The organism is Vibrio sp. MMG023, from assembly GCF_021654215.1.
GTDB lineage: Bacteria > Pseudomonadota > Gammaproteobacteria > Enterobacterales > Vibrionaceae > Vibrio > Vibrio jasicida.
On sequence record NZ_JAKFZP010000015.1, the window covers coordinates 22757 to 36327 of the forward strand.

11 protein-coding genes are annotated in these 13571 nt (G+C 45.4%); 4 read left to right on the forward strand and 7 right to left on the reverse strand.

Going from position 1 to position 13571, the window contains the following annotated elements; genetic code table 11:
• Positions 1-104 precede the first annotated feature (104 nt).
• Genes L1076_RS25595 through pilM form a run of 5 tightly spaced genes read right to left on the reverse strand, consistent with a single transcriptional unit; the run spans position 105 to position 4548 of the window.
• On the reverse strand, positions 105-1856 hold the full coding sequence (locus L1076_RS25595) for a type IV pilus secretin PilQ family protein (RefSeq protein WP_038865494.1): 1752 nt from the start codon (positions 1854-1856) through the stop codon (positions 105-107).
• A gap of 34 nt (positions 1857-1890) precedes the next feature.
• Positions 1891-2406 carry a pilus assembly protein PilP gene (locus L1076_RS25600; RefSeq protein WP_038865496.1) on the reverse strand — a complete coding sequence of 172 codons (516 nt, stop codon included), beginning with the start codon at positions 2404-2406 and terminating at the stop codon, positions 1891-1893.
• Entirely contained in the window at positions 2396-2989 is a 594-nt protein-coding gene (gene pilO / locus L1076_RS25605) for a type 4a pilus biogenesis protein PilO (RefSeq protein WP_038865498.1), read from the reverse strand. The genes L1076_RS25600 and pilO overlap by 11 nt, the downstream gene beginning before the upstream one ends.
• A complete protein-coding gene (locus L1076_RS25610) occupies positions 2982-3548 on the reverse strand; it encodes a PilN domain-containing protein (RefSeq protein WP_038865500.1) in 567 nt (188 codons plus the stop codon). Before L1076_RS25610 ends, pilO begins: the two co-directional genes overlap by 8 nt.
• Positions 3532-4548, reverse strand: a complete 1017-nt coding sequence (gene pilM, locus L1076_RS25615; RefSeq protein ID WP_038865502.1) for a type IV pilus assembly protein PilM — start codon at positions 4546-4548, stop codon at positions 3532-3534. Before pilM ends, L1076_RS25610 begins: the two co-directional genes overlap by 17 nt.
• Positions 4549-4726: 178 nt before the next feature.
• Between pilM and L1076_RS25620 the strand changes: the two genes are divergently transcribed.
• The gene (locus tag L1076_RS25620) at positions 4727-7291 is read left to right on the forward strand and encodes a PBP1A family penicillin-binding protein (protein WP_186176660.1); all 2565 of its coding nucleotides are present in this window, start codon (positions 4727-4729) and stop codon (positions 7289-7291) included.
• Positions 7292-7360: 69 nt separating this feature from the next.
• On the opposite strand, the gene oxyR is transcribed toward L1076_RS25620, so the two are convergent.
• Complete coding sequence (gene oxyR / locus L1076_RS25625; RefSeq protein WP_038865506.1) at positions 7361-8269, reverse strand: DNA-binding transcriptional regulator OxyR; 909 nt, start codon at positions 8267-8269, stop codon at positions 7361-7363.
• Between the two features lie 173 nt (positions 8270-8442).
• Between oxyR and L1076_RS25630 the strand changes: the two genes are divergently transcribed.
• The 3 genes from L1076_RS25630 (at position 8443) to L1076_RS25640 (ending at position 11538) form a co-directional block, all read left to right on the forward strand.
• Positions 8443-9171: a redoxin family protein gene (locus L1076_RS25630; protein ID WP_038865508.1), complete on the forward strand. Its 729-nt coding sequence runs from the start codon at positions 8443-8445 to the stop codon at positions 9169-9171.
• Positions 9172-9397: 226 nt separating this feature from the next.
• A complete protein-coding gene (locus tag L1076_RS25635; RefSeq protein WP_045405853.1) occupies positions 9398-10870 on the forward strand; it encodes a dihydrolipoyl dehydrogenase in 1473 nt (490 codons plus the stop codon).
• A gap of 386 nt (positions 10871-11256) precedes the next feature.
• Complete coding sequence (locus L1076_RS25640) at positions 11257-11538, forward strand: DUF3624 domain-containing protein (RefSeq protein ID WP_038865512.1); 282 nt, start codon at positions 11257-11259, stop codon at positions 11536-11538.
• A 154-nt stretch (positions 11539-11692) separates the two neighbouring features.
• Here L1076_RS25640 and argH read toward each other — a convergent pair whose 3' ends face one another.
• Positions 11693-13567 (reverse strand): argininosuccinate lyase, encoded by a 1875-nt coding sequence (argH, locus tag L1076_RS25645; protein WP_042602603.1) that lies wholly within the window; start codon positions 13565-13567, stop codon positions 11693-11695.
• Between the last annotated feature and the right edge of the window lie 4 nt (positions 13568-13571).

Sequence of the window (13571 nt, forward strand, 5' to 3'; positions counted from 1 at the left end):
CCAATTCCTCACAGATAATTCGTGATAAGACCCGAAATTATCCAAGCATGGTGCCACTAATGCAACTTTATTTTTGATCTAATCGTTTTTTTGCTGATTCTGTCTTACTGAATAACGACCTTCGGTGTAACAAAAATCAACAACTCACTTTTGCCTACATTTTCGTAACTTCGGCGGAAAAGCGCTCCTAACAGCGGTAAATCACCTAATAAAGGCACCTTATCGACGGAGTTGGTAATACTATGTTGGAAAATACCACCGAGTACGACGGTCTCTCCGTTATTCACTAACACTTGAGTACCAATACGTTGAGTATCGATCGCTACCGCCTCACCAGTGCCCGTTTTTACCACTTGTCCTGGTCTATCTTGCGTAACACTTAAATCCAGCACCAAACGGTTGTCAGGAGTAATCTGCGGTGTCACCTTCAAACTAAGCACGGCTTTTTTAAAGGTCACAGAAGTTGCACCACTGGATGACGACTCTAAATAAGGGATCTCTGTACCTTGCTCTATATAGGCCGGTTTTTTGTTAGTGGTAATGAGACGTGGACTTGAAATGATTTCAGCTTTTGATTCTTGTTGTAGTGCAGACAGCTCTAAATCCAACAAGGTGTCAGAACCTAGCTTAGCCACTTGAAAGGCAAGGCTGGTTGCATTTGGACTGGTTGCTGCCAAGTTGACGTTAAGGAAGTCATCGATACCGACACTACCACCACCGTCGTCACCTTCGCCGTCACCACCTCCGCCATCATAAAGGCCGATAGTGGCAAGGTTGTTTTCGATAGAACCACCCACCGTGTGACTACCATTAATAGAAGTAAAGCCCCAACGAACACCCAGCTCGTCCATATTACCTTCATTGATGGTAACGATACGCGCTTCAATTTGAACTTGTTTCACTGGAATATCGAGAGACTCTATGATTTCACGAATCACTTCAATGTTACTAGGAAGCTCTCGAATCAGCAGAGAATTGGTGCGTTCATCAATCGTCATACTGCCGCGGTCCGACAACATGCTGATATTACCTTCACCATTGATCATCTCTGCTATATCAGAGGCTTTTGCAAAGTTCACTTTGATGATCTCCGAAGAAAGGTCTCCCATCTCTTGCTCAAGCTTCTGCTTCTCTAACTGCTGCTTCTCACGCAAGTCCAGCTCATCTTTTGGTGCGACCAGAATAACATTGCCATCCACGCGTTTGTCTAAGCCTTTTACTTGCAGAATGATATCGAGTACTTGCTGCCAAGGTACACCATCAAGACGCAATGTGAGATTGCCTTCTACTGAGTCAGAAACAACTAAGTTGAACTGGTTATAATCCGCGATAAGTTGCAGAACGTTACGCACTGGAATGTCTTGGAAGTTAATCGAAATCAACTTGCCTTCTTTTTCCAAAATACTTTTGTCTGGCACCTTTTCGTTCGGCTTGAGCTTACCCACTTTAACTTCCAAGTATCGCCCTGTCAGACGATAATCATGGGTATAGTCTTCATCAATATAAGCCACGAGGCGCGTTGTCGAGGTATCACGAAATATCTCGACACTTTCCACTACGGTAGAGAAGTCTTTTACATCAAGAAGATAAAGCTGATCGTCTTTAACTGACGTATTGAGCAAATCGATACTCAAGCCTTCTTGCACGCGCTTGATGTCCACAATGGCAGCAGGCGAAGCAAGCTCAACCACGATCACCGCGTCTTTGTCTTTATTGGTACGGAAATCAATGCTTTTGAAGGCATTAGACTGAACTTCGTTCGCGACTGCGAAAGGGGCTAAAAATAAAAACAACCAAAAAGAGAAGAGCCCTATTAGCTTCCTTGGTATGCGTGTTAATCCTTGTCTCATTTTCATCATTACTCAATATCAAAAATAAATGCAGCTATGCCTATCTCAACGCCAACTTAACTTTGCGTTTTTGCCAACAACCCAGACCGTCTGGCAGAGTTTCATTAATCAATAAATAGTTGTGGGATACATGGGTGACCTTGCCGTTGTTGCGCCCTAAATATTGGCCCGGTTTTACTTTATAAACAGTGCCATTCGGCGCTTGGACTAGCCCAGATACGCTACTTCCCATTCCCATTACGCCCTTCAAACGCAATTGCCCAAGAGGAAAACGCTCTAACTTGCCAGTTCGCTTCCTTGAAGGTGGTTGCCAACAGTCTTCTCTGGCAACCGGTTGGGTGGCGATGGTCGCCTCCTTCGGCAGCTCAAACGGTGCTCGCATGATTTGGGGGTCGTAATTGACCACCACATATTCTTCGGCAGGCTTGAGCTTGGAGACGTCACGTCGAGCTTGGTTTTCTACATCACGAATAAAACCGGTAAGCGACTCATCATTGGCTTGGCAACCCGTTAGCAACGTGACCATACAAACCATCAGCAAAGAACTATTTCGCATCTTTCTGTTCCTCTGGTTTGAACTGGTATGTATTCGCCTTAACACGGAAGTGCAACGTCTCACTTTCTTGGCTGACACGCTGCCAAGTCACGTCTTTAAATGTGATGATGCGAGGTAATGTCGCTATCGCTTGTGAAAAACGACCAATGTCGTGGAAATCTCCCGTTAACTCGATATTGAGCGGTAACCGATAAAGGAAGTGTTCAGATTGTTTTTTACCCCAGTCAATCCGAGTAAAAGTTAGTTTGTTATCAATACCGAGTTCGTTGACTGAGGCCAACATAGTTGCCAGTTCTTTTTGCGCAGGTAATTGCTGAAGCAACAACTCGTAGCGCGTGGTTAACTCATCAAGTTGAGATTGTAGCTGGGGTAAGGCCGCAACTTTGTTAGCTTTGATGCGCAACGCGACTTTCAAGGTTTGCTCTTCTTGAATCAACGTATTCAAGCGCTCCTCTTCGGGCTTTAAGTAAAACCAATACCCAAAACCTTGGATTAAAAGCACCATTAATAAGATGACCACTAACTGAGGCAGCACTGGCCACTCAGCAATTTCATCCATATCAAGATCTTGCCAATTAACCACGTTGCTCTCCTTCCGCTTCTTTAAACATGAAAGAGACTTTGAACGTTTGGAACTCTTTACCAAAACGCGCTTTACCATGAACGATAGAATGCATCTCTACATCAAGTAACTTCGCAGAGCGTTCCATATTGTCTAACATCGTCGCCAAACGTGGTGTGCTGTCTGAAATACCAGAGATTTCAATCTCAAAATCGTTCATTTTGATTTTGTCGACGTAGACGCCATCCGGAATCACCGACGGCATCAAGTTCATAAACTCAGTGGTTTTGTTACGTCCGTTTTGTAAACCTTCCACCGTTTTCAAACGCTCTAGGATTTTGCCGTGCTCTTGTTCTGCAATCTTCATTGCCTCAATGCGTTTATCCAACTGGGATATATAGTGTGCTAAGTAGTCCAAACGCTGTTGCTGCTGATCTTGTTGATACTGGTAGTATTTACCGATACCCCACTGCACACCCAGCGCCGCAATAACACCAAGCACAATCAAACCGACAAAACGGCGGCGGTGTTCTTCACGCTGATTTTCACGCCAAGGGAGCAGGTTAATGTGATAGAGCATGATGACCTCCCAACCACTGGATACCACGAACTGCCAAACCCGCAGCGGTAGTGAAGTGCTGCCAATCTGCGGCGCGGCGCTTGCGCTTAGAAACTTTCATTTCAAATAAGCCCAGTGGGTTAAGCAACTCACATTCGAGCGCCAGTTGACTGGAGAGCTCTTCAGCTAACATTGGGGTGGACGCCCCCTCACCGGAAAGCCAAATACCTTTAATATCTTGAGAACCATTAATAGAGGTATAGAGTTGCATTTGACGTTTCACGCGATCCACAACTTGACGGTTGAATTGTTCTGTCATGACTTGAGCATCATCAGAAAGCGGGTTGTCGTGCAAAAGGCCACTAGCGGCACGAGTGCCACACACAAACTCTTTATGGAATAACTCACCTTGCTCGGTAAACATAGTGAACGAGCTATTTAATACCCCGATGTCCAGTAGGCAGTATTTGCTTTTGTCAGGGTAGCGTTCCGTGGTTAACTTCCAGATATGCCCAAGACTTTGGGAATGCACGTCCACCAGCACGGTTTTTAGGCCAGATTTTTGCAATGCTTCTACGCGGGTTTCCACCACGTCTTTACGTGTTGCGAAAACTTGATAGCTTTCTGTCCCACGCATTTGCTCATCAGATTCCACTAATACAAAATCAAGACTAAGCTCTTCTACAGGGAACGGCGATTGATGAGAAAAAGCCTGTACGACGGCAAACTCTTTTTCACTTTCTTCTAAACTTTGTTCGATTTGCAGTTTTTTGCTGATCACCGCATTGTCAGGAACTGAAATCGCGACTCGATTAGCCCTAAAAGGGAGGTCTTTTTTCATCTCTTTTAGGGTCTTTACAATTTCTTGATGATTTATGGTGTTATTTTCAGCGACAATACCTTCTTTAAGTATTATTTCTTTGTAACCCAGTAAGGCATAACTGTTGCCATTGGGTTTAAGTACCACGGCTTTGAGGCTGTTATGGCCGATATCTATGCCCGTAACTAATAGCTTATCCATCTCTACTCTCGCTCCGAAATTCCTGTGTGCCAGTGTCATTAGCACCCAGAGAATTTTCTTCGTGCAAAGGTTGTTATTAGCATCCAAATAAGAGTTAATATCTCTTATGTGCTAAATTTTTGACCTAAGAGTACAAGGGTTTGCCGTTACACAGCCTCAACCAATCAGGGATTCTCCGGTGAAGTTCATAAAGCGTTTATTATTTTTAACATTGATTTGCATAATTCTTGGAGTCACCACAATTTTTGGCTTCTATCAATACGTGAAGCCTGAATTGCCAGATGTTGCAACACTAAAAAATGTTGAATTACAAACACCTATGCAGGTATTTAGTCAAGACGGGAAACTGATCGCACAGTTTGGCGAGAAGCGTCGAATTCCTGTTACCTACGACGAAATTCCGCAAGATTTAATTCATGCGCTGATCGCGACCGAAGATAGCCGTTTTTACGAACACCCAGGTATTGACCCAATCGGCATTACGCGTGCAGCTGTTGTTGTTGCGTTATCGGGTTCAGCAAAACAAGGTGCGAGTACTATTACTCAGCAGCTAGCGCGTAACTTCTTCTTATCTAACGAGAAGAAGATCATGCGTAAAATTAAAGAAATCTTCATCGCCATTCATATTGAGCAGCTGCTTTCTAAACAAGAAATCATGGAGCTGTATGTCAATAAAATCTTCCTTGGTTACCGCTCTTACGGTTTTGGCGCAGCAGCTCAAGTTTACTTTGGTAAGAGCTTAAATGAACTGACCTTGAGTGAAATCGCAACACTGGCAGGTATGCCAAAAGCGCCATCAACCATGAACCCGCTTTACTCACTAGAGCGCGCAACAAACCGTCGTAACGTGGTTTTGATGCGTATGCTAGATGAGAAATACATCACTCAAGAACAGTACGATGAAGCACGTTCAGAGCCGATTGTTGCTCGCTACCACAGTGCTGAGATTGAACTCTCTGCTCCATACGTTGCAGAGTTAGCACGCTCATGGGCAGTAAAAGAATACGGTGCGGAGCAGGCTTACACGTCAGGCTTGAATATCTACATGACGGTAGATTCAAAACTGCAAGATGCCGCAAATACCGCATCCATCAATAACATCCTTGCGTACGATGAACGTCACGGCTACCGCGGCGCGGAAAAAGTACTGTGGAAAGAAGGCGAAACGGCTTGGGATTCAGAACAAATTGAAAAGCATCTGAAGAAACAACCGACCTATGGCCAGCTCTATCCTGCTATTGTCACTAAAGTCGATGACAAAACCGCGCAAGTTTGGGTGAAAAATAACGAAGAGCAAACCATCGCTTGGACTGGTATGAATTGGGCTCGTAAGTACCTGACTGATCAACGTCAAGGTAGAGCACCGAAATCAGCCAAAGAGATCTTAGCTGTAGGCCAACAAATCTGGGTACGTGAAATCAGTACGATAGATAAAGAAGGCACAACCATCAATAACTGGAAGCTAAGCCAAGTACCAAGCGCAAATACAGCGTTTGTGGCAATGAACCCAGAAAACGGTGCAATACTGTCTCTAGTTGGTGGCTTTAACTTTGTTCATAGCAAGTTTAACCGTGCAACCATGTCTATTCGTCAGGTTGGTTCGAGTATCAAACCATTCATATATTCGGCAGCAATCAATAAGGGCTTAACCCTTGCTTCACTAGTAAACGATGCGCCAATCAACAAGTGGGATGCAGGTTCAGGTTCGGCATGGCGTCCAAAGAACTCACCGCCGACTTACGTTGGCCCAACTCGCCTACGTATCGGTTTAGCGCAGTCGAAAAACGTAATGGCCGTACGTACACTACGTGAAGTTGGCCTAGATGAAACACGTGAATACCTAACTCGCTTTGGGTTTGATATTGACCAAGTGCCTCGTTCAGAAACGATCGCATTGGGTGCTGGTAGCTTAACACCAATGAAAGTCGCGCAAGGCTACTCTGTATTTGCAAATGGTGGCTACTATGTAGAACCGTTTTACATTGACCACGTTGAAAACTCATTTGGTGAAGTACTGTTTAAGGCAAACCCAAAAGTGATTTGTCAGCACGACTGCCCTCAAGTGCCAGTACAGCCTGAAGATAAGTTTGCAGCCGAATTTGGTGAGCAAGATGTAACAACGGAAACCATTGCCCCTGATAACGCTCTAGAAAACGACACACCACAATATGCAAAACAAGTTATCTCTGCTCAAAATGCATTCATCATGCGCGAGATGATGTACAGCAATATCTGGGGTGGTGGCAGCTGGCGTGATGGTACAGGTTGGAACGGTACCGGCTGGCGAGCACAGAAACTGGAGCGTCGTGATATCGGTGGTAAAACGGGCACAACCAACGACTCAAAAGACACTTGGTACAACGGTTACGGTCCGGGTATTGTGGCTATTGCATGGGTTGGTTTTGATGATCACTCTCGCACGTTAGGCCGTACCACTGTGAACAGTAACCTAGGGAAAGGCCAAATTTCTGGTGCAGAATCTGGCGCGAAAACGGCAGAACCAGCTTGGATTGATTTCATGCGTGCTGCACTAGACGGAGTGCCTCAACAAGGTAAGAATATTCCAGACGATATCGTTCGAGTTCGTATCGATCGTGATAGTGGCCTACTGACTCATAAAGTTGATGGTTCATCCATGTTCGAATACTTCGAAAAAGGCACAGAACCAACCGAGTATGTCGGCAACAGCCTGGAAGACAGCATCTACTCTGGTGGTAGCGGCGGTGCAGAAGAACTGTTCTAATACCACGCAATACTAACAAAGAAAAAGGGAGCCGATTGGCTCCCTTTTGTTTATATCAGCATCTCAAAGCTAGGCTGCAATTGGTGCTTCTTTTGCTTCAAGAATGTTTTTGATGGTCGCTGCTAAGGTTTCAAAACGCGTACGCAATGGAGAGCCAGGACGGTAAACCAACACAATGCTGCGTGATGGTGTTGGGTTCATTGCTGGCACGTAACACACGCCATCTTTTTTCTTTTCATGCGGCACAGACAACTGTGGCAACAGAGTAATCCCTGCTCCCGCCGCCACCATGTTACGCAGTGTTTCTAGGCTAGTCGCTTTAAAGCGCTCATCATCTTTCGCTCCTGCAGCAAAGCAGAAACCCAGAGCTTGGTCTCGTAAACAATGACCATCACCCAAAGACAACACCGTCTTGCCATTGAGGTCGAGCATATCAATATGATCTAACCCAGCCCATTCGTGATCACAAGGTACCGCAACACTTAAAGGCTCGTTGTACACCTCAATTTCTTTAAAGGGCGCAGTCTCATCAACCGATGCTAAAACAAGACAATCTAACTTGCCATCTTCTAATTGACGGACCAATTGGTGGGTCTGCGCCTCATGTAAAAACAGCTCCAAATCTGGAAACTCTTCTTTAAGGTGAGGAACTATTTTAGGTAGGAGGTAAGGACCAACTGTTGGGATAAAGCCAATGTGCATTGGGCCAGTCATGGCACCACTTTGACCGCTCGCCATATCTTTGAAGGTTTTTACTTCACTCAAAATACGTTTTGCTTGCTCAACCAACTGTAAACCAGAGTCAGTAAACAACACGCGACGACTGCTTCTTTCAAGCAGGGCAGTGCCTAACTCGTCTTCTAGTTTACGAATCTGGCCACTCAATGTTGGCTGACTAACAAAACAAGCTTCCGCTGCTTTTCGAAAATGCTTGTGCTCCGCAAGCGCCACCAAGTACTCAAAATCTCGAATATTCATAACGTACGATTCGCTTCTTGTTTGGCGATAGAAATAATCTATCAAAACCATAGCATTAAACGATTAGAGCTATCAAAGTTTTTTTTCAATAATGAGCTCAAGAAAACGAAACTGAGCGCTAAATAACGCTAAGCTCGATAATGAATTATTCATAGATTTAAAAGGAAATCATCATGTTTGCATCAAAAGAAGGTCAAGCTGTACCACAAGTTACTTTTCCTATCCGTAAAGGTGACGCATGGGTGAATGTAACCACGGAAGACTTGTTCAAAGACAAAACGGTTATCGTATTTAGCTTGCCTGGTGCTTTTACTCCGACGTGCTCATCAAGCCACCTACCACGTTACAACGAACTGTTCTCTGTATTTAAAGAACATGGCGTGGATGAGATTCTATGTGTTTCCGTAAACGATACATTCGTAATGAACGCATGGAAAGCTGACCAAGAAGCTGAAAACATCACTTTCATCCCAGATGGTAACGGTGAGTTTACAGACGGTATGGGTATGCTTGTAGATAAAAACGACATTGGTTTTGGTAAGCGTTCATGGCGTTACAGCATGCTAGTGAAAAACGGCGTAGTAGAAAAAATGTTCATCGAACCAAACGAGCCAGGCGACCCGTTCAAAGTATCTGATGCAGATACGATGATGAATTACATCGCTCCTGAGTACAAAACTCAAGAATCAATCACCGTATTCACTAAACCAGGTTGCCCTTTCTGTATGAAGGCGAAACAAAACTTGATTGACCACGGTCTTCAATATGAAGAAGTGATTCTGGGTAAAGACGCAACAACAGTAAGTCTACGTGCAATCTCTGGTCGCACAACGGTACCTCAAGTGTTCATCGGTGGTAAACACATCGGCGGTAGCGAAGAGCTAGAAACGTACCTAGGTTAATAATTTGCCTAATGGGCTTGAGTTGGCAATCTCGCTATCCAGAACTCAGCCCTTGGTCTCCCAGAGCATCCCTCGCCTGGGAGACCACCCCCTCAATCACTTCCTATGCTTAGTCTTGATAACTGGTTGTCTTCACCGTTCAACCAGTTATCAAGATTAATGAACTCAAATTCACTCATCCAAACTTAGTCACTTCAACTGCGTTTGGAAAAAACGAGAATCCATTATGAAACAGTTAAATGTCGACGTGGCAATTATTGGTGGTGGTACAGCTGGTCTTGGCGCCTACCGCGCAGCAAAATCACACGCAGACAGCGTTGTGATGATCGAAGGTGGCCCTTACGGCACAACATGTGCTCGTGTCGGATGCATGCCGTCGAAACTTTTGATCGCCGCCGCTGAAAGCGTACACCAAATCGAGAAAGCACCGGGCTTTGGTGTACATCCACAAGGCGACATTTACATTAATGGTCGTGAAGTCATGGACCGAGTAAAGCGAGAACGTGACCGCTTTGTAGGCTTTGTGTTGGAAGGCGTCGATGAGATTCCTACTGAAGATAAAGTGTCGGGTTATGCTAAGTTTACCAACGACAACACGTTAATCGTTGATGAGCACACTCAAATCACAGCTAAGCGTATTGTGATCGCAACCGGTTCGCGTCCTGCTTACCCTGCCGTATGGAATGAACTCGGCGACCGCTTAGTGATTAACGATGATGTGTTCGATTGGGATGACTTGCCAGAATCTGTTGCCGTATTTGGTCCGGGTGTGATTGGTCTTGAATTGGGTCAAGCGTTGCATCGCTTAGGTGTAAATGTGAAGCTATTTGGTCTTGGTGGTCAAGTAGGACCATTGACCGACCCTGAAGTGATGGCGTATGCCGATAAAGCCTTCAAAGAAGAGTTCTACCTTGATGCCGATGTAAAAGTCGAAAGCATGAAACGTATTACTTCACCAGAAAATGACGGTGAAGATAAGGTCGAAATCCAATTCATCAACCACGATGGTGAACTAGAAACCTTTATTGTTGATTACGTATTGGCAGCAACTGGTCGTCGCCCGAATGTCGACAAGCTAGCGATTGAAAACACCAATGTGGCACTGGATGAGCGCGGCGTACCAACGGCGGATCATTACACTCTGCAAACCTCGGTAGAGAGCATCTTTATCGCGGGTGATGCAAGCAATCAAATTCCATTATTACACGAAGCGGCAGATCAGGGGCGTATTGCTGGCGACAACGCAGGTCGTTTCCCTGATATTCGTGCAGGCCTGCGCCGCTCGTCAATCTCAGCAGTGTTCTCTGATCCACAAATTGCTATGGTAGGAGAAACCTTCAAGCAACTAGAAACGCGTTTTGGCACATGTGGCTGTTTCGCTACCGGTCAAGTATCGTTTGAAAATCAAGGTCGCTCACGCGTTATGCTTCGAAATAAAGGCATTCTGCATGTCTATGGGGAACAAGGTACTGGTCGCTTCTTGGGCGCAGAAATGATGGGACCAAACGCCGAACACCTAGCCCACCTGCTTGCTTGGGCGCATCAGAATAAAATGACGGTTTCTGAAATGTTGGATATGCCGTTTTATCACCCTGTTATTGAAGAAGGCGTTCGTACTGCGCTACGAGATTTGAATGCGAAACTTCACTTAGGTCCAGAGATGATCAAACATTGTCTTGATTGTGGACCTGGTTGCTAACGCTCATTCTCTTTACCTCTCCCAGACAAACAAAAGCCTCGTCATAGACGAGGCTTTCTCATTCCAACTCTATCAGTTCAAAACTGAGCAAAGTGGTTGTTTAAGCAGTCATCATTGCGTAACGGCTAACAAGCACAATGGCAGTAAAACCAATTGTGAAGAAACCACCAGCAAGGCCTAGTGCTACTTTAAGTTCTGTCGACATTATAATTTTTCCTATTGTCAGGCTGACAGCGCACCATACACCAATTACGTGCTACACATTTTTAACCAAGTTAATTTTCCATTTTTGGTTCGATAGACACGACATAGAAACCAGACAAAGAGAAACTCAAACATGAGTTAGCCGTTATAATCAGGGACAAATAGATAGTGTGGATAGAACAATGGCTTGTCGAAGTTGCCAAGAGCACTGGTTTTGGAAAAAGATCGGACGTTGCCAACGATGCATGGATCAACTGACGGTACTTTCTGTTTTATGTTGGATCGTGTGGTGGTTTGCGTTTAAAGATGATCCACAAAGTATTGAATCGATCGCGCTGATCTTTGCCGGATTTGCATTTAACGGCTTACTGTTTTTGCACCTATGGATGCGCTTCGTGGTTTTGCCGTGGCAGCGCCGTCGTGGAAAAGAAAGTAAGGATGCTCATCACCCAGATGACAGATAGAAAAAAGCCCCAAAACCAATACCGGTCTTGGGGCTCTCTTAGATTCTTCTAAGAAAAAGCAGTGGTACTTTAATAGACCGGGCTTCCTCTCAAAGGTTCCAAGTTTTTTTCCAATTTTTTTAGTATTTTCTTAAATACCAATAGAATCATCAACCTAGGCTACGTTACTTTTCTGGATCAATTGTTCGAACAAGTTGATCTCTAGTGCAACTTCATCACACGCATGCTGACGCGGACACTGATCACAATCTTTCAGTACTTTCTCAGGCAACAATGACTTCGACGTTGGCAAGAAGCTCTGCTTCATAAAGAATTCTGGCGTACGTGTCAGCACAAAGACTTTCTTGATGGCCATTTGGCGCGCTTTCTCAACCAGATAGTTCACAATCGCACTGCCCTGCCCTTGGCCTTGCCAACCGGCTTCAATACCCAGAGAGCGAATCTCTGCCAACCCTGAGTCATAGACATACAAAGATGCACAGCCAGTTACCTCTCCGTGGTGCTCGGCAACTGCGAAGGAGCCAATATCACGTACCAACTCATTTCGTGAGCGTGGTAAGTTTTCACCCATGTTTGCCCAGTATGCCACCATGCCTTCTAGTGTTTCGATGTCCGTTAAACGAGCAGGGCGAACGTTGACTGCTGATGTATCGCGTTGAGACAGACGCTTGTCTGCTTGATCAACAGCGTAAGCCACTTGTTGAGGAGACACACCACCTAGTGCACAACGTTTCTCAAGACACGAGTCGATGGTAAGAATGTCATACACATCCGCTTCAATCACTTCAGAGAAAGCTTTCAGCTCATCAATCGACAGCTCTTCTAGTGCACAGCCTTTGGCAATCGCACCAACTACAGCAACGCCAACGATATGGTGCGCTTCACGGAATGGGATGCCTTTCGCTACTAGGTAGTCAGCCAGTTCGGTAGAGTTTGCGTAACCTTGTTTCGCGGCTTCTAACGTACGCTCACCATTAACCTTGATGCCATCAAAACACAGTGCTGCCATTTCCATGCAATCGTTCCATGTATCAAGTGCATCGAACAGGCCTTCTTTGTCTTCCTGCATGTCTTTGTTGTAAGCCAGTGGCAGCGCTTTCACTGTCATCATCATGCCAGCAAGTGCGCCGTACACACGCCCTGTCTTACCACGAATAAGCTCGAGTGCATCTGGGTTTTTCTTTTGCGGCATCAGAGAAGAACCTGACGTCACCGTATCAGCTAATTCAATAAAGTTAGATTCACCCGAGTTGTAGAAGATCATGTCTTCTGCCAAACGAGACAGGTGTAACATCGAGATAGACGCCACAGACATCAACTCCATCACGTGGTCACGGTCAGAAACCGAGTCCAACGAGTTACGCGTTGCACGATGGAAACCGAGATTGTGAGCTAACTCTTCACGATCGATTGGGTAAGCGGTGCCCGCAAGCGCTCCAGAACCAAGTGGACACGTGTCCAAACGCTTAAGTGCGTCACTCAGACGCGAGTAGTCACGTTCAAACATTTCAACATAAGCCAAACACCAGTGAGCAAACGTAACAGGCTGAGCACGTTGCAAATGCGTGTAGCCCGGAAGCACCGTACCTTGATGTTGCTTAGCTACGCCTACCATTTGTGTTTGCAGACGGTCTAAAGCAATCAACAGCTGTTGGCCTTGCTGACGACACCAAAGTTTAAGGTCGGTTGCCACTTGGTCGTTACGTGAACGTCCCGTGTGTAGTTTTTTACCTAGGTCGCCGACCTTGTTGATCAGTTGCTGCTCTACCCAAGAGTGGATATCTTCCGCATCCGAACGTAGGATTTGCTGAGGGTCTTCCATGACTTCAAGCTTGAGCTCATTCAGTGCCAGTTCAAGCTTTTGTTGTTCTTCTGCTGATAATACGTCAACAGAAAGCAAGGCTTTTGACCACGCAATTGAACCAACAATATCTTGCTCAGCCAATCGGTAATCGAAACGCAATGAATCGTTGAAGTCCTTAAATCTGGTGTCTGCCGCTTGGGTAAATCTTCCGCCCCATAATGCCATTGCG